Below are 20214 nucleotides of genomic sequence, written 5' to 3' on the forward strand. Positions count from 1 at the left end.
CGCTTCACCCTCCGCCACCGGCAATCGCCTAAGTGCCCGAGGGAGCCGCTCATCATACAGCAGTTTTCAGGGCCGTCAACACCTTTTCACACCCCGTTTCCTGCCTCCCCGCCACCGTTCAGCTCGCACCTCACCGCCAGCGGGCCGCGCATCTTACAGCAACTCCCCAGACCGTCAACCGCCCGCTGAAAACCGCCTCCAATACGCCCCCACAACCACTCACATCCCGATGCGGGGCGCGCATTGTGCACAGCCATTCCGGCTTTGGGAAGAGGCTCAATGCGGCAGTCTCTTCTGCAGGACACGGGCGTCTTGACCTCGCCGCGACACTGGCGGATGGTCGGGCTCCATTCCCCCCCTTGAAACCGTCATGCCCATGCGCCGCGACCGATCCAACCCCCTCCCATTGCTGGCCGTTGCCGCTGTCCTTGCGGCGGGCCTGGCATTGCCCGGTTGCGCGACCGAGAACGGTGCATGGGTCGAGCTCGGCGGGGCACGCTATGAGGTCGAGATCGCCAACGACGATCAGGAGCGCGCCCGGGGATTGATGTTCCGGGACAGGCTGGCAGAAGGCAGCGGGATGCTGTTCATCCACGAGCGCGAGGAGATGCAGTCGTACTGGATGAAGAACACGCGGATCCCGCTCGACATCCTCTATTTCGACAGCGCTCGCCGGCTGGTTTCGCAGCAGCGCGACGTGCCGCCATGTTCGCTGGGCAACGGCTGCCCGCCGTATCCGAGCAGCGCGCCGGCGCGTTACGTCCTCGAGCTCAACGCGGGCGAAGCGGCGCGGCTGAAACTGGAGGATGGGGCGACGTTGCTGTTCGGACCTGCCGTCGAGCAGGAAGCCGGCGCAGACGACTGATCGGATCCGCTTGAGCGGATACGTTCCGTCGCTGCTGCAACTGCCGGCTCAGGCCGGCACCATCTCGAAGTCGTCCTTGGTGACGCCGCAGTCCGGGCAGGTCCAGGTGTCGGGCACGTCCTCCCAGCGCGTGCCGGGCGCGATGCCTTCCTCGGGGAGTCCCTCGGACTCGTCGTAGATGAAGCCGCAGACAACGCACATCCACGTGCGGTAGGGCGCGGTGACTTCGGAAACGGACATGAGCGGATAATGTATGGATGACAGAGCCGCATTGTCCCACGGATGCGGCCATGAAGAAGCCGAGCCATGAATTCGACTCCGCCAGCCTCCGTCCGCCCCCGCCGCGGCGTCTACGCAATCACGCCCGACTGCACGGACACCGTACAGCTGCTGCAGCGCGTCGAGCCCGTGCTCGATGCTGGCATCGTCTGGCTGCAGTACCGAAACAAGACGGCGTCGCCGGCGCTGCGGCGCATGCAGGCTTCGGCGTTGCAGCCCGCATGCCGCGCCCGCGGCGTCGCGCTGATCGTCAACGACGACTGGCGACTCGCAACGGAGATCGGAGCCGACGGCGTACACCTGGGCGAGGACGACGGCGACATCGCGCAGGCGCGCGCGGCACTCGGTCGCCATGCCCTGATCGGCGCGTCCTGCTACGACGATGCCGGCCGCGCGATCGCCGCGGTGAATGCCGGTGCTTCCTATGTGGCTTTCGGCGCATTCTTCCCCTCGCCGACCAAGCCCCGGGCGCGTCGCGCCGATCCGGCACTGCTGGGCCATGTCGCCGCGCTGGGCGTAGCGCGGGTGGCGATCGGTGGCATCACTCCGGACAATGCGCGCTCGATCGTCGCCGCCGGCGCCGATCTCATCGCGGTGATCAGCGGCGTGTTCGACGCTCCCGATCCCGCCCGCGCGGTGAACGCCTACCGCGCCTGCTTCGATTGAGTCACGCATTTCCCTTCGTTATTCCACGCGGACACCCCACACCATGAACCACGAACGCTCACACGCCCTGTTCACCCGCGCCCAGGCGCTGATACCCGGCGGCGTCAACTCGCCGGTACGCGCGTTCAAGTCGGTCGGCGGCGAGCCCTTCTTCGCACAACGCGCGGAGGGAGCCTACCTGTTCGACGTCGACGGCAACCGCTATGTCGACTACGTCGGCTCGTGGGGGCCGATGATCGCCGGTCACGCCCATCCCGAAGTGCTGGCGGCGGTCGAAGGCGCGATGCGCAACGGCCTGAGTTTCGGCGTGCCAAACGCGCTCGAGGTCGAGATGGCCGAGGCGATCACCCGGATCGTGCCGAGCTGCGAGATGGTGCGCATGGTCAACTCCGGTACCGAGGCGACGCTGTCGGCGATCCGGGTCGCCCGCGGTGCGACCGGGCGCAGTCGCATCGTCAAGTTCGAAGGCTGTTATCACGGCCATGGCGACAGCTTCCTGGTGAAGGCCGGCAGCGGAGTGATGACGCTTGGCCTGCCGAACTCGCCCGGGGTGCCCGACGCGCTCGCCGACCTGACGATGACGATCCCGTACAACGACTTCGATGCGGCGACGAGGCTGTTCGACGAGATCGGCGACGAGATCGCCGGCCTGATCATCGAACCGATCGTCGGCAACGCGAATTGCATCCTGCCGCGCGAAGGCTATCTGCAGCACCTGCGCGCACTGTGCACGAAGCATGGCGCCGTGCTTATCTTCGACGAGGTGATGACCGGCTTCCGCGTCGCGCTGGGCGGGGCGCAGCAGCGTTACGAGGTCACGCCCGATCTGAGCACCTTCGGCAAGATCATCGGCGGCGGCATGCCGGTCGGCGCCTACGGCGGCCGCCGCGAGCTGATGGCACAGGTCGCGCCGAGCGGGCCGATCTACCAGGCCGGAACGCTCAGCGGCAATCCGGTCGCGATGGCCGCGGGGCTGGCGACGCTCGAGCTGATCCAGGCGCCGGGCTTCCACGATGCGCTTGAACGCCGTACCCACCAGCTCTGCGACGGCCTGGAGGCAGCGGCGCGCGAGGCCGGAGTCGCCTTCCACACCACCCGCGCACCGGGCATGTTCGGCCTGTATTTCCGCGAGGGACCGGTGGAGACGTTCGAAGACGCGAAGGCGTCGGATGCCGGCAAGTTCGGACAGTTCTTCCACGCGATGCTGGAGCGCGGGGTGTACCTGGCGCCGTCGGCGTTCGAGGCCGGCTTCATGTCGGCGGCGCATGGCGACGCCGAGATCGCGCACACGATCCTGGCCGCGCGCTCGGCATTCGCCGAGGTCGCGCAGGCGGCCCGGTAACGCGGCGCGACCCGCCGACATTCGCGACGGATCTCAGCTCGCGCCACGCCCTCAAGAGTCGTCCACGCCGGCGCGTGATGCGACAAGAGCGGACTAAACCGCGAGGAACCCTCCGGCGAGAGTCCGATTGCGGCTTGCTCCACTGCTACGGCCGCTGTAGCTAAGGGGTTCAGCCGGCGGCGAAGTCGCGCAGCGCGGCGTGCAGGCGGGCCATGCCATCGGCGACATCGGCATCGCCGATGTTCAACGCCGGCACGAAGCGCAGCACGTCCGGGCCGGCCTGCAGCAGCAGCAGGCCATGGCCGACACAGCGGTCGAGAATCTCGGCCGCCCTTCCCGTGTGCTCGGCCCGCAGCTGCGCCCCGATCATCAATCCACGTCCGCGGATCTCGGCGAACAGGCCGAGTTCGGCATCGATGTCCGCCAGCGACGCGCGGATCGCCGCAGCCTGACGCCCGACATTGGCCTGCAGGGCCGTGGACGACAGTTCCCGCAGGACTGCGCGGGCGACCGCGGCCGCCATCGGATTGCCGCCGAAGGTGGTGCCATGGGCGCCGAACTGCAGTGTCTCGCTGGCCTTCGGGCCGGCCAGCATCGCGCCGATCGGCATGCCCCCGCCGAGCGCCTTGGCCAGGGTGACCACATCGGGTACCACGCCGTAGCCCTCGCACGCGAACAGATGGCCGGTACGGCCCATCCCGCACTGGATCTCGTCGAGCATCAGCAGCGCGCCGTGGCGATCGCACAGCGCACGCAGACCCTGAAGGAACGCATCCGTCGCCGGCGTCACCCCGCCCTCACCCTGGACCGGCTCGACCAGCACGGCACAGACGTCGCCGGCCGCCATCGCCGCCTCGGCCGCGGCCAGATCATTGAAGTCGCTGTAGCGGAAGCCGGCCGGCAGCGGCTCGAAACCTTCCTGGTATTTGGGCTGCGCGGTCGCGGTCACGGTCGCCAGGGTGCGGCCGTGGAAACTGCCGCGGAAGGTGAGGATCACGCGCTGTTCCGGTGGACGGCCCTGCGCCGCGGCCCAGCGACGGGCCAGCTTGATCGCCGCCTCGTTGGCTTCGGCGCCGGAGTTGCACAGGAACACGCGGCGGGCGAAGCCGCTGGCCTCGACCAGTTCCTGCGCCAGCCGCAGCGGCGGTTCGCTGACGAACACGTTGCTGGTGTGCCAGAGCCGTTGCGCCTGCGCGGTCAGCGCCTCGATCAGGACCGGATTGGCATGACCGAGCGCGTTGACCGCGATGCCGCCGCCGAAGTCGATGTACTCGCGGCCGTCGATGTCGAAGATGCGCGAACCCTGACCGTGGTCGAGGACGATCCGACGCGGCCGGTAGACCGGCACGTAGTAGTCGTCGGCGAGGGCGCAGAGGGCATCGTTGGAGGCGGACATGGGCGTGGACGGCAGGGACGGAATGCGCATTCTCGCCGATCGCGCGACCGGATGCGGCACGAGACGCCCCTCGATATGCGTCACAATCACGTGACCGGAGGATGCCGATGCGCCTGTTACTCGCCCCGCAGCTGAACCCCGCCACCGAAACCGGCTGGCGACGGACCTGGTTCGACATCATCTACCGCCACGATACGCCGCCGTCGCGGAACTTCGACTTGATCCTCGTCGTCGCGATCCTCGCCAGCGTGCTGGTGATCATGTTCGACAGTGTGCCTCGGTTCCACGAACGCCACGCCCGGGCGCTGTATCTGGTCGAATGGGCATTCACCGCGCTGTTCACCCTCGAGTACGCGCTGCGGCTGGTGGTGGTGCGCAGACCGCTGCGCTACGCGCTGAGCGCCTGGGGGCTGATCGACCTGCTGTCGATCCTGCCGACCTACCTTTCTCTGCTGCTGCCGGGCAGTCAGAGCCTGCTGGTGGTGCGGATCCTGCGCATCCTGCGGCTTTTCCGCATCCTCAAGCTGACCCAGTACGTCGAGGAAAGCGGCATCCTGATCCGGGCGCTGTGGCGCAGCCGCCGCAAGATCTTCGTTTTCCTGTGCGCGATCATGACCGTGGTCGTGATCTTCGGCGCATTGATGTACCTGATCGAGGGACCTGAGCACGGTTTCACCAGCATTCCGACCGGGATGTACTGGGCGATCGTGACGATGGCGACGGTCGGCTACGGCGACATTTCGCCGGCGACGGTCCCCGGCCGCTTCTTCGCGTCGATCCTGATCCTGATCGGCTACAGCGTGATCGCGGTTCCGACCGGCATCTACACCGCCGAGCTCGCCAGCAGCCTGCGCGAGGCCTCCGGCATGCCCGGCCACCACGACGCGCGCGGCTGCCCCGAATGCGGCCTGGAAGGCCACGACCCCGACGCACTGCACTGCCGGGGCTGCGGCGTCAGACTTCCAGCACCGATGGGGTGAGTCGGAGGCGTTCGCGAACCACCGGCTCGCAGTTTGGTGAACGCCCCGGTCGCGACGCGACTCCGGCCGCACAACGACCACGCGGCCCAGGCGAACGCCCAGCGGCGCGGCACCAGGCCCTGAATCCACTACCAGCTTCCGGTGTTCGGCATCGACGCCCACGGCTCGGCCGGCGTCAGCGGCTCGCCCTTCTGCAGCAGTTCGATCGAAATGCCATCGGGCGAGCGCACGAAGGCCATGTGGCCGTCGCGCGGCGGGCGGTTGATGGTGACGTCCATACCCTGCAGGTGCGCGCACAACGCATAGATGTCGTCGACCGCGAAGGCCAGATGGCCGAAGTTGCGCGCGTCGCCGTAGTCCTCATCGTCATAGTTCCAGGTCAGCTCGACCTCGGCCTCCGGGTTCTCGGGTGCACCGAGATAGACCAGGGTGAAGCGGCCCTGCGGCACGTCCTTGCGCCGGGTCTCGCGCAAGCCCAGGCCGTCGCGGAAGAACTTCAGGGAGGCGTCGAGGTCGCGGACGCGGACCATCGCGTGCAGATATTTCATCGTGTCGTCCGGAATCGTGGGAAATGTTGATGCGTTGATCAGAGGAACAGATCGGGCAGCAGCGGATGCCCTGGTTCGACCGCGTAGGCGTCGAGATCGGCGCCCCCGGCCTCGCCCAGCACCTCGTCGTCGATCAGGAAGCGGCCGAAGAAGCCCGCCGCCGGTCGAACCAGTACCGCGTGCGCCGCGTCGCCCATGATCTCGGGGCGTCGGCAGGCCCTGGGCTCTACGCCGGGAATCATCCGGATTGCATCGGTGGCGATCACCGTGCGCGGCCACAGTGCGTTGATCGCGATGCCCTGTGGACCGAACTCGGCGGCCAGGCCGATCGTCAGCAGGCTCATGCCCATCTTCGCGTAGGTGTAGGCCACGTGCGGCCCCCACCACTTCGGATCCAGGCTCGGTGGCGGCGACAGCGTCAGCACGTGGGGGTTGGCCGCTTCGCGCAGGTGCGGCAGGCAGGTCTGGGTGCACAGGAAGGTGCCGCGCGCGTTGACCTCCTGCATCAGGTCGTAGCGCTTCATCGGCGTGTCCAGCGCGCCGCGCAGCCAGATCGCGCTGGCATTGTTCACCAGGATGTCGAGGCCGCCAAAGGCATCGACGGTCGCGGCCACCGCCGCGCGGACCTGCTCCTCGTCGCGGATGTCGCACTGCACCGGCAGCGCGCGACCGCCGGCGGCCTCGACCTCGGCCGCGACACTGTGGATGGTGCCCGGCAGCTTGGGATTGGGCACGCCTGACTTGGCGACGATCGCGACGTTGGCGCCGTCGCGGGCGGCGCGCAGGGCGATTGCGCGGCCGATCCCGCGCGAGGCGCCGGTGATGAACAGGGTCTTGCCTTGAAGGGAGGACATCGGACACCAGACGGTGGGGGACCGCCAAGAGCCTAACGCGTCAACGCGTCCGCGGCAGCCGTCTATCCCGGATCCTCAAGGCTTGGGCCCCTGCCCCTCGTTGTCCTCCCACTTCAGCAGGCGCCGGGTGACGAAGCGGTAGACCGGCTTGCCGGTCGCGAACCAGGCCTCGCGGACCCAGGAGTGCCGCTTGAGTACGCGCCGCTCGACCGGGGTCAGTGCCTCGGGACAATAGGTGCGCTTGTGCTTGAGCAGATGGCGCAGGTCCTCGCGGGCAAGCAGGCGCATCCAGCGCGAACGCGGATCGCCGCGCACCGCAAGCTGGAAATCGATGATGCCGGGGCGACCATCGGCCAGCACCAGCCAGTTGGCCTCCTTGGCCAGATCGTTGTGGGCGACGCCCCGCCGGTGCAGCGCCTGCAACAGGCGCCGCGCCTCGCGGAAATAGGCGAGGTCGCCCCGCGGCGGGCGCTGGTACATCGCCGCGCCATCCATGTAGCTGCGATCGAGCCGGCGCCCGTCCCAACCCAACAGCTGCGGCACCGCCTCGAGCCCGGTCACGGCCTGCAGGCCGCGCGCCTCGCGCCGGGCCAGCCACCAGGCAGGCAGCCGCAGCCACAGCGGCACGTGAGCCAGGTCGCGGCGGACGAACAGCCCACGTTCGCCGCGCATCAGGGCGATGCGGCCGAAACTGTCGGACTTGAGCGCGGAAACTTCGATCGACATGACCAAAGTCTAAGCCCGGCGGCGCCCGGCCGGAGCCTGCCGCGGTCATCCGGGCGCGAGCGACCACTTTCCGCCGCCCCTTCCGGCGGGCCCGGCGCGTCGCAGCGCCGCTTCAGGTCCTGCGGCCGCATGCATCGGCATTCCGTGGCGTCCGCCGGCTGCGCACGGTATCAAGTGTGGCGCGGCGTGCCTCGATCGGATCGAAGACCCTAGGGCATTGCCAGGTCCGTCCCCCATAATCCGTAGATGGACTCGGCCTGGATCGAAAGCGCGACCGCCTGGATCGCGGCACACCCCATTGCAGCGGGCGCGGTGATCTTCCTGATCGCGTTCTGCGACGCCCTGGTGATCCTGGGCATCTTCGTGCCGGCGCTGCCGCTGCTGTTCGCGGTCGGCGCCCTGGTCGGACTGGGTCACATCAATGGACCGTATGCGCTGGCTGCCGCCTCTGCCGGCGCCTTTCTCGGCGATGCGCTGAGCTACTGGATCGGCCGCAACTGGGGGCCGCAACTGCGGCAGACCTGGCCGTTCTCGCGCTATCCGCAGTGGCTGGATCGCGGCGAAGGCATGTTCCGCCGGCGCGGCGCGATGAGCATCGTGATCGCCCGCTTCGTTGGCGCGGTACGGCCGTTCGTGCCGGCGATCGCGGGGATGCTGCGGATGCCCTTCCCACGCTACCTGGTTCCCAGCCTCGCCGCTTCGATCGCCTGGGCGGCGCTGTTCCTGGCGCCCGGCTGGGTGCTGGGCGCGTCCTACGACGCGGTGGCGGCGGTCGCGGACCGGCTCGCGATCGTGCTCGGCACCCTGGCGATCGTGCTGGCGCTGGTCTGGGCGGCGGTGCTCTACACCTGGCGATGGTTCGCGGCCCACGCCGACAACCTGCTCGCCCGCGGCCTGTCCTGGACCCGCACGCACCCGCGACTGGGCCGCTATGCGGCAGCACTGGTCGACCCCAATCGCCCGGAGTCGCCATCCCTGGTGATGTTGGCGGTATGCCTGTTGGCGATCAGCTGGGCGTGGTTCACGTTCCTCGCGGCCCTGCTCGCCAGCGGCGGCCCGCTGGCGCTGGACCAGGCCGTACATGGGCTGATGTGGAGCCTGCGCAACCCGCTCGCCGATCATCTGATGGCGGGCCTGGCCAGCCTTGGCGACACGCCGGTGCTGGGCACCGCGGCCGCGGTCACCCTGGTCTACCTGCTGTGGCGGCGACGCTGGATGGCGGCGGCGCACTGGATCGCGGCGATCGTCTTCGGCCTGGTGCTGACCGCGCTGCTGGAGACCGCGATCGAGATGCCGCGCCCGCCGACCGCGCCGGCAGGCTTCGGCTTCCCGTCGGTCGCGGTGACGATGACGACGGTGGTGTTCGGCTTCTTCGCGGTGCTGATCTCACGCGAGCTGCCCGGGCGCAAGCGGGTCTGGCCGTATCTGGTCGCCGGCGTCGCCACCACCCTGGTCGGCTTCGCCCGTCTGTACCTGGGGGCGCACTGGCTCAGCGACCTGATCGGCGGCAGCCTGTTCGGCATTCTCTGGCTGCTGGCGCTGGGGCTGGCCTACCGCAGCCACGTCGCGCGCTCGTTCTGGATGCGGCCGCTGGCGTGGATGTTCTATGGCAGCTTCCTCGCCGCCGCGTTGTGGCACGCGCCGCGCGCGGCGGACGGCCTGCTGGCGAAATTCGAGACCGCCGCACCGCTGCGGATCATCGATGCCCGGCAATGGTGGAACGACGGCTGGAGCGAACTGCCCGGCCGTCGCGACGAAAGCGACGCCCGCCGGCGCTGGCTGCTCGACCTGCAGGTCGCCGGTCCGCTGGAACCGCTGCGGGCGGCGCTGGAGGCCGAGGGCTGGCGTGTGCAGCCGCAGGCGGACTGGACCGCGACGATCGGCCTGCTCGACGACGACATTCCACCGATCCGGCAACCGGTGCTGCCGGCGACCCTGGATGCGCGGGCCGAGACGCTGCTGATGCTGCGCGACGCGCCGCCCGGTCCGGACGGCACCGAACGCCTGTACGCGCTGCGCCTGTGGCCGGCGCCGGCCGCACTCGACGACGGCTCGCCGCTGTGGCTGGGTTCGACGCAGCGGCTGCACCTGGCGCGGCCGCTCGACGCGGCCGCGCTGTGGCGCCCCGAACCCGACGACGGCGAATCCTTCACGCAGGTGCGCGAGGCGCTGTCGGGCTTCTCGCCGGTCGAGGAAGCGCATCCCGCCACCGGCCTGCCGGTGCTGCGGCTGCGGACGGCGCCGGACCCGCGGTAACGCCAGCCGCGCCAGCACGGCGTTCGCACGGATCGGGGCCGCGACGTCAGGGCAGCAGCGACAGCACCTGCTGCAGGCGCTCGTGCGGATCTTCCATCTGCAGCAGGGCCTGGCGCTGGGTGTTGTGCAGCGGCAACATCTCGGCCAACCGCCAACCGACCCAGGCCGCGTCGTCGAAACGGTCCTCCGGAGCTGCGGCGTGCTCGCCACCGAACTTGTCGATCACCTCGTGCAGGAGGGTCGCAAGCAGTCCGTGCTCCGGGCGCAGCGGCTCGACCGCGTCGGCGCCGCACCAGCTGACCTCGGCGACCTGCAGGCCGCTGTCGCGCACCCGCACCCGGTGTACGTGGAAACGTCGCCGGCCGCGCACCTGCAGGGTCAGCAGGCCGTCGTCGCCGGTGCCGAAGTCCTCGATCGCCGCCTCGGTGCCGTAGGCCGCGGCCGAGGTGACGGTGCCGACCTCCTCGCCTTCCAGGATCATGCAGATGCCGAAGCCCTTGCCGGTCCGGCTGCAGTCGCGAACCAGGTCGAGATAACGCGGTTCGAACACGCGCAGACCCAGCGCCGCCCCCGGCAGCAGCACCGCGTGCAGGGGGAACAATCCGATCGTCTCGACGGGCGGGCCGGTCTCCGACATCGGCTCCAGTGTACGCGCGATGTCCGCCGCGTCACCTCCTGGCACGGTCATCCGCCACGCGCAGCGGCGGCGCATCCCGCGCCACCGGCCGCATCGCCATTCGGCTCAGCCGGTCTCCCGCAACGCCGCCAGGAAGCGCCGCGGCGCGCCGTCGAAACCGCCGTTGGACATGAACACCACGTGGTCGCCGTCGCGTACCCGCTCGCACAGGCGCGCGATCAACGCATCGACGTCCGGCACTGCGATACCCTCGCCGCGCAGCGCGGCCACAACCCCGCCCGCATCCCAGGCCAGTTCCGGACGATGCAGGAACACCACCGCGTCGGCCGCGTCCAGCGACGGCGCCAGCGCCTCGGCATGCGCGCCCAGGCGCATCGAATTGCTGCGCGGTTCCATCGCCACCACGACGCGCGCATCGCCTACCCTGGCGCGCAAGCCGGCCAGGGTGGTGCGGATCGCGGTCGGATGATGGGCAAAGTCGTCGTAGACGGTCACGCCACGCGCCTCGCCGAGCAACTCCATCCGCCGTTTGACGCTGCGGAACCGCGCCAGCGCCGGCAGCACGTCCTCCACGTCGACGCCGACCGCCGCGCAGGCGGCGAGCGCGGCCAGTGCGTTCATCACGTTGTGTCGGCCGAGCAGGGGCCAGCGCACCTCGCCAAGTTCGACGCCGCGGTGCACGACCACGAACGCGCTGCCATCCTCGCGCAGCAGGCGCGCGGTCCAGTCGAACACGGCGCGCGCGGCGGCCGCCGGGTCGGCGCGGTCGCCGTGCGGCGGCGGCACCGCCAGCGCGGCATCGAGCCCGAACGTTTCCACCGGCGTCCAGCAGCCCATCGCCAGCACCTCGGCCAGGCGCGCGTCCTCGCCGTTGACGATCAACCGGCCGCGCCGCGGCACGGTACGCACCAGATGGTGGAACTGGCGCTGGATCGCGGCCACGTCGGGAAAGATGTCGGCGTGGTCGTACTCCAGATTGTTGAGAATCGCGACCAGTGGCCGGTAGTGGACGAACTTGCTGCGCTTGTCGAAGAACGCGGTGTCGTATTCGTCCGCCTCGACCACGAACTCGCGTCCGGTCCCGATCCGCGCCGACACTCCGAAGTCCTCGGCGACGCCGCCGATCAGGAAGCCCGGCTCGCGCCCGGCCGCCTGCAGCAGCCAGGTCAGGATGGTGGTGGTCGTGGTCTTGCCGTGGGTACCGGCCACCGCAAGGGTGTCGCGTCCGGGCAGGACCCGCTCGCTGAGCCACTGCGCACCGGAGATGTAGCGCCGGCCTTCGTCGAGCACCTGTTCGACCGCGGCGTTGCCGCGCGAGAGCGCGTTGCCGATCACGACTTCGTCGCAGTCGGCCGAGATGTTCTCCGGCAGGTAGCCCTGCCTCAACGCGATGCCGAGCCGCTCGAGCTGGGTCGACATCGGCGGGTAGACGGCCTGGTCGCTGCCTTCGACCTGGTGCCCGAGTTCGCGTGCCAGCGCGGCGACACCGCCCATGAACGTGCCGGCGATGCCGAGGATGTGGAGTTTCAAGCGAAGGGTTCCCGATCAATGGAGACAGAACCGCTCTAGGGTACCCCCGAAGTCCGTTCCCGGCCGCGTCGCGACGCTCCCGGCTGACGGTCGTGCCGACCGCCTTCGTCACCGGGGTGGATCGACGGCGGAACCACAACGGCAAACGCCCCGGACCTGCCAGGGCGTTTGCCGTCGGAATCCCGGGCGCCGCAGCGACCGCGTCAGCCGACCTCGCGGACCGGCTCGATCGCCTCGACGATGCGGGTGAACACCTCGTCCATCGTGCCGACGCCGTCGACCACGGTCAGCTGGCCATGCTGGCGGTAGAACTCGATCACCGGCGCGGTCGAGGTCTCGTAGACGTGCAGACGCTTGCGCACCGACTCGGGATTGTCATCGGCGCGGCCTTCGGCCTGGGCACGGCCGGCGATGCGCTCGACCAGCAGTTCGGTCGCGACTTCCAGCTGTACCGCGAAGTCCATCGGCTGGCCGATGCGGTTCAACAGTGCGTCAAGCGCATCGGCCTGGGCCAGGTTGCGCGGATAGCCGTCGAGGATGAACCCGCCGGCCGTGTCCGGGCGAGAGAAACGGTCCTCGAGCATGCCCAGCAGGATCGCGTCGCTGACCAGCTCGCCGCGCGCCATCACTTCCTTGGCCTCCAGCCCCAGCTTCGAACCCGCCGCCACCTCCGCCCGCAGCAGATCGCCGGTGGAGATGTGGGGTACCTGCAGGTGATCCTTGAGGCGGGCGGCCTGGGTTCCCTTGCCGGAACCCGGCGCGCCTAGAAGTACCAATCGCATCGACATCGCTCCACAAAGAAGAAAACCGGGCCCGCATGTCCCGGCACGGCGGCGCTACACTGGCGCAGACCGTGGCCCGACGGGCGAAACGGCGTCCAGCTTACCCTATCGACGGCCCGTCCACGGCCATCTGCGGCATGATCGGACGCCATTTCCGGGCAAACGCCCGCGAATGTCGACCATCGGACCGGTACAACCCCCATTCACGACCTCCGAGAGGAGCCGACATGGCCCAGGGAACCCTGCTCTACGCCCAGTCCGGCGGCGTCACCGCCGTCATCAACGCCACCGCCTCGGCAGTCGTCCAGGCGGCCCGCGCGAAAAAGGTCCGGGTGCTGGCGGCGCGCAACGGCATTCTGGGCGCACTGCGCGAGGAGCTGATCGACACCTCCAGGGAAAGCATCGCCGCGATCCGGGCGCTGGCGCACACCCCGGGCGGCGCGTTCGGCTCGTGCCGGGTCAAGCTGAAGTCGCTGCAGGAGGACCGCGCCCGCTACGAGCGGCTGCTCGACGTGCTGCGCGCCCACGACGTGCGCTATTTCCTCTACAACGGCGGCAACGATTCCGCCGACACCGCGCTCAAGGTATCGCGGCTCGCGGCCGAGTTCGGCTATCCGCTGACCTGCGTCGGCGTGCCGAAGACGGTCGACAACGACCTCGCCGTCACCGACTGTTGCCCCGGCTTCGGCTCGGCGGCCAAGTACACCGCGGTGTCGGTGCGCGAAGCCGCGCTGGATGTCGCCGCGATGGCGGATACCTCGACCAAGGTGTTCGTCTACGAAGCGATGGGCCGCCACGCCGGCTGGCTGGCCGCGGCCGCGGGCCTGGCCGGCGACGGCCGCGATGCCGCCCCGCACCTGATCCTGTTTCCCGAGCGTCCGTACGTGGAGGCCGATTTCTTCGAGAAGGTGAAGGCGACCGTCGAGCGCGTCGGCTGGTGCGTCGTCGTCGCCAGCGAGGGCATCCAGACCCCGGACGGTCGCTTTGTCGCCGACGCAGGCGGCGGCAAGGACTCGTTCGGCCATACCCAGCTGGGCGGCGTCGCATCCCACCTCGCCGGGCGGGTCAAGGACGCGCTCGGCTACAAGGTCCACTGGACCCTGCCCGACTACCTGCAACGTTCGGCCCGCCACATCGCCAGCAAGACCGACCTCGACCAGGCCCAGGCGGTCGGCCGCAAGGCGGTCGAGTACGCGCTTGCGGGCATGAACGCGGTGATGCCGGTGATCGTGCGCACCGCCGACACGCCCTACCGCTGGAAGATCGAGCCGGCCCCGCTGGAAAAGATCGCCAACCACGAGAAGAAGATGCCGTCCGGCTTCATCCGCCGCGACGGCTACGGCATCACCCCGGCCGCGCGGCGCTACCTCGAACCGCTGATCCGCGGCGAGACCCCGCCTCCGTACGGCCGCGATGGGCTGCCGAAGTACGTCGCGCTGAAGAACGTGATGGTGCGGAAGAAGCTGGCGCCCGGCCACGGCTGATGTGATCCGGTTTCCGGGAACCTGACAGGCGGCCTTCCCATGAGTCGGACGAACGACGAGTGCGGGGCCGCTTCGCTCCATCCAGTTACTGGTTCCCCTGTCGCACGGTCGATCCTGCCCTCATAATGGGCCATGGACACGGAGCTGGGGAGCTCCTGTCCGTCGCCGGTCGTCCCCGACCTGTCGCCTCCATCACCAGAACTGCATGGGGAATTGCGAATGAAGCGAGCCGCGCTCCTGTGCGCAGCGTTGCTGTGTGCCTCGACGGCCATGGCCAGGAACAAGATGACTCCGCTGTCGGAAGACGATGCCGCGCTTCTGCAGGGGAAGAAGGTGGCGGTAGCGCTGCACCAACGCCCGTCCTTCGGTGCGATGACTGCCGGCAAGGCGTCGTTCGGGCTGATCGGCGCGGGTGCGATGTACGCGGCGGGCAACAAGCTGGTTGACGAGAACAATGTCGCCGACCCGGCCACGCTGATTCGTGAACAACTGGCAAGCAGCCTGCGGACATCCTTTGGAGCCGAGGTTCTGAATGTCGATGCCGAGCCCACGGACGCCAAGAAGCCGCGTCAAATCGCGGCCACGCATCCCGAGGCGGATTACGTCCTCGACGTTCGCTCCACCGGCTGGGGGTACGCCTACTACCCGATGGACTGGAACTCCTACTGGGTCAACTACGGCGTCCAGGTGCAGTTGGTGGAGACCGCCACTGCCCGTCAGGTCTCGAACATGGCCTGCAATGCGAGCACCCGCGATCATGCCAACCGCCCGTCGCGCGATCAGATGCATGCGAACGGCGCTCAGCTGCTCAAGGACGTCACCGCCCACCTGGGGTGGACCTGCGTCCAGCTGCTTTCGCGCGAGCAGTTCAAACTGCCTGAAGAGAACATCGCGACGATACCGGGGGCCTACGCGGATCCGCTTGCCCTCGCATCGTCAGGGACAGATGCCGGCGAACGGATGACCACCGCCGCTTCCGTGAACGCGCAGAGCGATTCCTCTACCGAAGTACGCCATACCCCGGAAGGAGACGATGCCTCACCAGCTCCGGAAGATGTCACGGAAACCGCTCCGGAGATCATCCCGGATGCCATGGTTCCCGAGACCGGCGGGACTGCAACCAGCGACGCGGGATCTCGGCAGGCCTGAGCAGGAAAGGACCGCGCCCGCGGCCCTTTTCGTTCGTGGATTTCAGCGGCAGGCTTCGCCCTCGACCGTCATCACCGCGGCGAACATCGGTACCCGGTTCATTGCCGAGCCCGCGGCCTGCCTGGAATCCTGCAGGTAGATCCGCGAGCGGCCCTGGGCATCGAGGTCCGGCGGTGCGCTCGCCGCCGGCTTGCGCCACACCCGCACCACTGCCTGCCGGCGCGGGCAGGCGGCGCTGGGCACCCGGATGAGGTCGTTGAAGATCCAGCCCTTGGTCGTGTCCGGATCGGCCTTGGCGGCATCGACGAAACGCGCGCGCGGCTGGCAGTTCGCGCTGGTGCGGACGACCGCGAACCGGTATGGCTCGGCCGCATCGCCGGTGAACGCCCCTTCGATGCGGGCGCAGGCCTCGGGGATCGTGCGCAGCGAATGCACCACGCCCGTCTCCTGTGGCGGCGCAACCGGACGCTCGATCTCCGGCGTCGGGCCGGTGGCCCGGGCCCCGAGGGCGACGGCCAGCATCGGTGGCAGAACCAGGATCGGCATCGAAATCGAACGCATCACAACGCTCCGGCGACAGTGGACTGCCGGGAGGCTGGCATGGCGTGGCTGAACCCCGGGCCACGCCGGCCGCCCGCCTGCGCCGCCGCCCGAGCCGCGCGAAACCCGGGCGCGGCACCCAGCAGAACGGCCGCATCCTGTGCGATAGTCAGGCCCGTTGCCCCCACCGGCCGCCGCGAGGCGCTCCCGCAACGCATACAAACGAGAAGGCTCGAAATCCGAAATTCCACGTAGTCCACTCCTGGGAGGGGTTCATGCTGGAGCAGTACGGTTTGACCATGGCGCTGGTCTGCGCCGTCATCGCGATCCTGTACGGGATCATCTCGGCGCGCTGGATCGGCGCGCAGCCCGCCGGCAACGAACGCATGCAGCAGATCGCAGCGGCGATCCAGGAAGGCGCGCGCGCCTACCTCAACCGGCAGTACCTGACGATCGCCATCGCCGGCGCGGCGTTGTTCCTGGTGATCGGCCTGTTCCTGAACTGGCATACGGCGATCGGCTTCCTGATCGGCGCGGTGCTGTCGGGCGCGGCCGGCTACATCGGCATGAACGTCTCGGTCCGCGCGAACGTGCGCACCGCCGAGGCCGCGCGCCAGGGCATCGGCCCGGCGATGGACGTCGCGTTCCGTGGTGGCGCGATCACCGGCATGCTGGTGGTCGGACTCGGCCTGCTCGGGGTGGCCGGCTATTGGGCGGTGCTGAACATCGGCTTCAAGCTGCCGACCGAGGACGTGCTGCACGCGCTGGTCGGGGTAGCGTTCGGTTCGTCGCTGATCTCGATCTTCGCCCGCCTCGGCGGCGGTATATTCACCAAGGGCGCGGACGTCGGCGCCGACCTGGTCGGCAAGGTCGAGGCCGGCATTCCCGAGGACGATCCGCGCAACCCGGCGGTGATCGCCGACAACGTCGGCGACAACGTCGGCGACTGCGCCGGCATGGCGGCCGACCTGTTCGAGACCTATGCGGTCACGGTGATAGCAACGATGCTGCTGGGCTTCCTGATGGTGTCGGAGGTCGGCAGCAACGGCGTGCTGTACCCGCTGGTGCTGGGCGGCGCGTCGATCATCGCCTCGATCATCGGCGCGTTCTTCGTCAAGGTGAAGGCGGGCGGCTCGATCATGGGCGCGCTGTACAAGGGCGTGATCGTGTCGGCCGTGCTGGCGGCGATCGCGTTCTACCCGATCACCATCGAACTGATGGCCGATGCCAGCCACGGCGCGATGAACATCTACTTCTGCGCGTTGATCGGCCTGGTGCTGACCGGGGCCATCGTCTGGATCACCGAGTACTACACCGGCACCCAGTACGGTCCGGTCAGGCACGTCGCGTCGGCCTCGACCACCGGCCACGGCACCAACATCATCGCCGGCCTCGGCGTATCGATGAAGTCGACCGCGCTGCCGGTGATCGCGGTATGCGCGGCGATCTGGACCTGCCATGCGCTCGGCGGCCTGTACGGCATCGCGATCGCGGCGACCGCGATGCTTTCGATGGCCGGCATGATCGTCGCGCTGGACGCGTACGGGCCGATCACCGACAACGCCGGCGGCATCGCCGAGATGGCCGAACTGCCGCCCGAGGTCCGCGACGTCACCGATCCGCTCGACGCCGTCGGCAACACCACCAAGGCGGTCACCAAGGGCTACGCGATCGGATCGGCCGCACTGGCCGCGCTGGTGCTGTTCGCCGACTACACCCACAACCTGTCGGCCAACAACGATGGCGCGACGCTCGCATTCGACCTCAGCGACCATGTGGTGCTGATCGGTCTGCTCATCGGCGGCCTGATCCCGTACCTGTTCGGTGCGATGGCGATGGAAGCGGTCGGCCGCGCGGCCGGTGCGGTGGTCGAGGAGGTGCGCCGCCAGTTCCGCGAGATCCCCGGCATCATGGAGGGCACCGGCAAGCCGGACTACAGCAAGGCGGTCGACATGCTGACCAAGTCGGCGATCAAGGAGATGATCGTGCCGTCGCTGCTGCCGGTCGCGGTTCCCGTCGTCGTTGGCCTGCTGCTGGGTCCGAAGGCGCTGGGCGGCCTGCTGATCGGCACGATCGTGACCGGCCTGTTCGTCGCGATCTCGATGACCACCGGCGGCGGCGCCTGGGACAACGCAAAGAAGTACATCGAGGACGGCAACTTCGGCGGCAAGGGCAGCGAGGCGCACAAGGCCGCGGTCACCGGCGACACCGTCGGCGATCCGTACAAGGACACGGCCGGCCCCGCGATCAATCCGCTGATCAAGATCATCAACATCGTCGCGTTGCTGATGGTGCCGCTGCTGTAGCGATCCGCCGCGACGCCCGTTGGAATGGCACAGACGCCTTCCCTCCTGCAACGGGGGGGGAAGGACTGCAAATGAGCTGCGACCAGACCCCGCCTCGGCGGGGTCTTTCCGTTGTCCGCTCCGGATCGTGCAGCCGCCGACAGCAACGCCGCGTAGACGGATCGTTTACATCCGCCCGGTATGGTGATTGCAGTGAATGCAGAACTGTGACGCGGTTCGCTTCCACCTTTCTCGATACCAAAGGGGGAATCTCATGGACTCGATGACCTGGCTGTCCTCGTTGCAAGACTCACTGGGCGGGTACCTGCCTTCGATACTCGGCGCGCTCGCGATCCTGCTGGTCGGATGGATCGTCGCGCTTGCCGCCAGTGCCGCGACCCGCAAGGGACTCGGCAGGCTCGGGACCAACCGGCGGCTGTCGGCGCAGACCGAGAGCACGCTCGATTTCGAGCGCATCGCGGGCCGCATCGTGTTCTGGACGATCCTGCTGCTGGCCGTGATCGGCATGTTCGGCGTGCTGCACGTCGACGGCGTATCCGGCCCGCTGTCGACGCTCGCCAACACGGTGATGATGTACCTGCCGCGCCTGCTGCTGGCGATCGCGCTGGCAGTGATCGCGTGGCTGGTCGCGACCATCGTGCGCACCGTCGTCAACAAGGCGCTGGGCGCGACGCGGGTCGACGAGAAGCTGTCCGAAGGCGCGGACATGCGTCCGATCTCCGACACCATGGGCAACGTCGCGTACTGGCTGGTGCTGCTGCTGTTCCTGCCCGCGATCGTCGGCGCCCTGCAGATCGAAGGGCTGATGGTGCCGCTGTCGTCGATGACCACCGAACTGGTCGGAATGCTGCCGAACCTGTTCGCCGCCGCGATGATCGGCCTGGCCGGCTGGATCATCGCCAAGGCGCTGCGCGGGCTGGTCAGCAACCTGCTGGCCGCGACCGGGGTCGACCGCTTCAGCCAGCAGACCGAGGCCACCCGCGACCTCAAGCTGTCGCAGCTCGGCGGCACCCTGGTGTTCATCCTGGTGATCGTGCCGACCCTGATTGCCGCGCTCGACGCGCTGCGCATCGAGGCGATCTCCGGGCCGCTGACCGACATGCTCGACATGTTCCTGGCCGCGGTGCCGCACATCATCGCCGCCGCCGCGATCCTGATCATCGCGTGGTTCGTCGGCCGCTTCGTCGCCGACCTGGCGACCCGCCTGCTCGCCAACCTCGGCTTCGATCGCCTGCCCGAGCGCCTCGGCCTCGGCCATGCGCTGGCACCGGCACCGCGCGAAGGCGAGTTCGAGCCCGCGGCCGGAGCCCCGGCCGCCGAAGACGACACCCGGTGGACCCTCTCCGAGTTCGGCGGCCAGGTGGTGCTGTTCTTCATCATGCTGTTCGCGACGGTCGAGGCGGCCCACCAGGTCGGCTTCACCGGCGTGCGGGAGCTGCTGGAGACCTTCATCGCGTTCGGCGCCAACGTCCTGCTGGGACTGGTGATCTTCGTGGTCGGCTACTGGCTCGCCAACCTGGCCGCGACCGCGATCGAACGCGCCAATCCCGACAAGGGCGTCGGGCTGTCGCGGATCGCGCGGGTCGCGATCCTCGGCCTGGTGCTGGCGATGGGCCTGCGCGCGATGGGCATCGCCGACGAAATCGTCAACCTGGCGTTCGGGCTGGTGCTGGGTGCGGTCGCGGTTGCGATCGCGCTGGCCTTCGGCCTCGGCGGCCGCGAGGCGGCCGGCAGGATCGCCAACGACTGGGCCGAGAAGCATCTGCGCAGGTAGAAGCGCCGGCGCAAGGATCGGAAACGAAAGGGCCCCGCAATCGCGGGGCCTAACGCGGGGAGGAGGTCAGGGATCTTTTTTGAGTAGCTAGTTCCTACGC

Annotated in this window: 18 protein-coding genes; 9 read left to right on the top strand and 9 right to left on the bottom strand. The window is 68.9% G+C overall.

The annotated features are described in order from the left end of the window. Positions 1–370: 370 nt before the first annotated feature. Complete coding sequence (locus L3V18_RS15650) at positions 371–865, top strand: DUF192 domain-containing protein (protein ID WP_237056129.1); 495 nt, start codon at positions 371–373, stop codon at positions 863–865. 48 nt (positions 866–913) lie between these two features. Here L3V18_RS15650 and L3V18_RS15655 read toward each other — a convergent pair whose 3' ends face one another. After that, positions 914–1105, bottom strand: a complete 192-nt coding sequence (locus tag L3V18_RS15655; protein ID WP_237056130.1) for a rubredoxin — start codon at positions 1103–1105, stop codon at positions 914–916. A gap of 66 nt (positions 1106–1171) precedes the next feature. Between L3V18_RS15655 and thiE the strand changes: the two genes are divergently transcribed. Beyond that, positions 1172–1810, top strand: coding sequence for a thiamine phosphate synthase (gene thiE / locus L3V18_RS15660; RefSeq protein WP_237056131.1), 639 nt, complete (start codon positions 1172–1174; stop codon positions 1808–1810). A 43-nt stretch (positions 1811–1853) separates the two neighbouring features. Further along, entirely contained in the window at positions 1854–3152 is a 1299-nt protein-coding gene (gene hemL / locus L3V18_RS15665; protein WP_237056132.1) for a glutamate-1-semialdehyde 2,1-aminomutase, read from the top strand. 169 nt (positions 3153–3321) lie between these two features. Here hemL and L3V18_RS15670 read toward each other — a convergent pair whose 3' ends face one another. Then, on the bottom strand, positions 3322–4548 hold the full coding sequence (locus tag L3V18_RS15670) for an acetylornithine/succinylornithine family transaminase (protein WP_237056133.1): 1227 nt from the start codon (positions 4546–4548) through the stop codon (positions 3322–3324). 107 nt (positions 4549–4655) lie between these two features. Here L3V18_RS15670 and L3V18_RS15675 point away from each other — a divergent pair, with 107 nt between their 5' ends. After that, entirely contained in the window at positions 4656–5528 is an 873-nt protein-coding gene (locus L3V18_RS15675) for an ion transporter (protein ID WP_237056134.1), read from the top strand. Positions 5529–5656: 128 nt separating this feature from the next. On the opposite strand, the gene L3V18_RS15680 is transcribed toward L3V18_RS15675, so the two are convergent. The 3 genes from L3V18_RS15680 to L3V18_RS15690 form a co-directional block, all read right to left on the bottom strand. Then, entirely contained in the window at positions 5657–6076 is a 420-nt protein-coding gene (locus L3V18_RS15680) for a VOC family protein (RefSeq protein ID WP_237056136.1), read from the bottom strand. Between the two features lie 38 nt (positions 6077–6114). Continuing rightward, a complete protein-coding gene (locus L3V18_RS15685) occupies positions 6115–6930 on the bottom strand; it encodes an SDR family oxidoreductase (RefSeq protein WP_237056138.1) in 816 nt (271 codons plus the stop codon). A gap of 75 nt (positions 6931–7005) precedes the next feature. Then, entirely contained in the window at positions 7006–7656 is a 651-nt protein-coding gene (locus L3V18_RS15690; protein ID WP_237056139.1) for a protein kinase family protein, read from the bottom strand. 246 nt (positions 7657–7902) lie between these two features. Here L3V18_RS15690 and L3V18_RS15695 point away from each other — a divergent pair, with 246 nt between their 5' ends. Further along, complete coding sequence (locus L3V18_RS15695; protein ID WP_237056141.1) at positions 7903–9912, top strand: bifunctional DedA family/phosphatase PAP2 family protein; 2010 nt, start codon at positions 7903–7905, stop codon at positions 9910–9912. Positions 9913–9958: 46 nt separating this feature from the next. Here the strand turns inward: L3V18_RS15695 and L3V18_RS15700 are convergent, their stop codons facing one another. From L3V18_RS15700 to L3V18_RS15710, 3 genes are all read right to left on the bottom strand, one after another. Then, on the bottom strand, positions 9959–10558 hold the full coding sequence (locus L3V18_RS15700; RefSeq protein ID WP_425493546.1) for an LON peptidase substrate-binding domain-containing protein: 600 nt from the start codon (positions 10556–10558) through the stop codon (positions 9959–9961). A 96-nt stretch (positions 10559–10654) separates the two neighbouring features. Continuing rightward, complete coding sequence (locus L3V18_RS15705; RefSeq protein ID WP_255784052.1) at positions 10655–12079, bottom strand: Mur ligase family protein; 1425 nt, start codon at positions 12077–12079, stop codon at positions 10655–10657. 203 nt (positions 12080–12282) lie between these two features. Next, complete coding sequence (locus tag L3V18_RS15710; protein ID WP_237056144.1) at positions 12283–12861, bottom strand: adenylate kinase; 579 nt, start codon at positions 12859–12861, stop codon at positions 12283–12285. Between the two features lie 227 nt (positions 12862–13088). Here L3V18_RS15710 and L3V18_RS15715 point away from each other — a divergent pair, with 227 nt between their 5' ends. After that, positions 13089–14345, top strand: coding sequence for a 6-phosphofructokinase (locus tag L3V18_RS15715; protein ID WP_237056146.1), 1257 nt, complete (start codon positions 13089–13091; stop codon positions 14343–14345). A gap of 219 nt (positions 14346–14564) precedes the next feature. Further along, a complete protein-coding gene (locus L3V18_RS15720; RefSeq protein WP_237056148.1) occupies positions 14565–15494 on the top strand; it encodes a hypothetical protein in 930 nt (309 codons plus the stop codon). Between the two features lie 42 nt (positions 15495–15536). Here L3V18_RS15720 and L3V18_RS15725 read toward each other — a convergent pair whose 3' ends face one another. Further along, positions 15537–16055, bottom strand: coding sequence for a hypothetical protein (locus tag L3V18_RS15725; RefSeq protein ID WP_425493544.1), 519 nt, complete (start codon positions 16053–16055; stop codon positions 15537–15539). Between the two features lie 254 nt (positions 16056–16309). Between L3V18_RS15725 and L3V18_RS15730 the strand changes: the two genes are divergently transcribed. Both L3V18_RS15730 and L3V18_RS15735 read left to right on the top strand, forming a co-directional pair. Continuing rightward, positions 16310–18340: a sodium-translocating pyrophosphatase gene (locus tag L3V18_RS15730; RefSeq protein WP_237056150.1), complete on the top strand. Its 2031-nt coding sequence runs from the start codon at positions 16310–16312 to the stop codon at positions 18338–18340. 253 nt (positions 18341–18593) lie between these two features. After that, on the top strand, positions 18594–20114 hold the full coding sequence (locus L3V18_RS15735; RefSeq protein WP_237056152.1) for a mechanosensitive ion channel: 1521 nt from the start codon (positions 18594–18596) through the stop codon (positions 20112–20114). Positions 20115–20214 lie beyond the last annotated feature (100 nt).

Origin of the sequence: Marilutibacter chinensis, from assembly GCF_021725675.1 — a bacterium.
Classification (GTDB): domain Bacteria; phylum Pseudomonadota; class Gammaproteobacteria; order Xanthomonadales; family Xanthomonadaceae; genus Marilutibacter; species Marilutibacter chinensis.

Bases quoted from the DNA above. Each gene is read 5' to 3' on its own strand.
- L3V18_RS15650 (WP_237056129.1), top strand. From the start codon at position 371: ATGCCCATGCGCCGCGACCGATCCAACCCCCTCCCATTGCTGGCCGTT.
- L3V18_RS15655 (WP_237056130.1), bottom strand. From the start codon at position 1,105: ATGTCCGTTTCCGAAGTCACCGCGCCCTACCGCACGTGGATGTGCGTT.
- thiE (WP_237056131.1), top strand. From the start codon at position 1,172: ATGAATTCGACTCCGCCAGCCTCCGTCCGCCCCCGCCGCGGCGTCTAC.
- hemL (WP_237056132.1), top strand. From the start codon at position 1,854: ATGAACCACGAACGCTCACACGCCCTGTTCACCCGCGCCCAGGCGCTG.
- L3V18_RS15670 (WP_237056133.1), bottom strand. From the start codon at position 4,548: ATGTCCGCCTCCAACGATGCCCTCTGCGCCCTCGCCGACGACTACTAC.
- L3V18_RS15675 (WP_237056134.1), top strand. From the start codon at position 4,656: ATGCGCCTGTTACTCGCCCCGCAGCTGAACCCCGCCACCGAAACCGGC.
- L3V18_RS15680 (WP_237056136.1), bottom strand. From the start codon at position 6,076: ATGAAATATCTGCACGCGATGGTCCGCGTCCGCGACCTCGACGCCTCC.
- L3V18_RS15685 (WP_237056138.1), bottom strand. From the start codon at position 6,930: ATGTCCTCCCTTCAAGGCAAGACCCTGTTCATCACCGGCGCCTCGCGC.
- L3V18_RS15690 (WP_237056139.1), bottom strand. From the start codon at position 7,656: ATGTCGATCGAAGTTTCCGCGCTCAAGTCCGACAGTTTCGGCCGCATC.
- L3V18_RS15695 (WP_237056141.1), top strand. From the start codon at position 7,903: ATGGACTCGGCCTGGATCGAAAGCGCGACCGCCTGGATCGCGGCACAC.
- L3V18_RS15710 (WP_237056144.1), bottom strand. From the start codon at position 12,861: ATGCGATTGGTACTTCTAGGCGCGCCGGGTTCCGGCAAGGGAACCCAG.
- L3V18_RS15715 (WP_237056146.1), top strand. From the start codon at position 13,089: ATGGCCCAGGGAACCCTGCTCTACGCCCAGTCCGGCGGCGTCACCGCC.
- L3V18_RS15720 (WP_237056148.1), top strand. From the start codon at position 14,565: ATGAAGCGAGCCGCGCTCCTGTGCGCAGCGTTGCTGTGTGCCTCGACG.
- L3V18_RS15725 (WP_425493544.1), bottom strand. From the start codon at position 16,055: ATGCGTTCGATTTCGATGCCGATCCTGGTTCTGCCACCGATGCTGGCC.
- L3V18_RS15730 (WP_237056150.1), top strand. From the start codon at position 16,310: ATGCTGGAGCAGTACGGTTTGACCATGGCGCTGGTCTGCGCCGTCATC.
- L3V18_RS15735 (WP_237056152.1), top strand. From the start codon at position 18,594: ATGGACTCGATGACCTGGCTGTCCTCGTTGCAAGACTCACTGGGCGGG.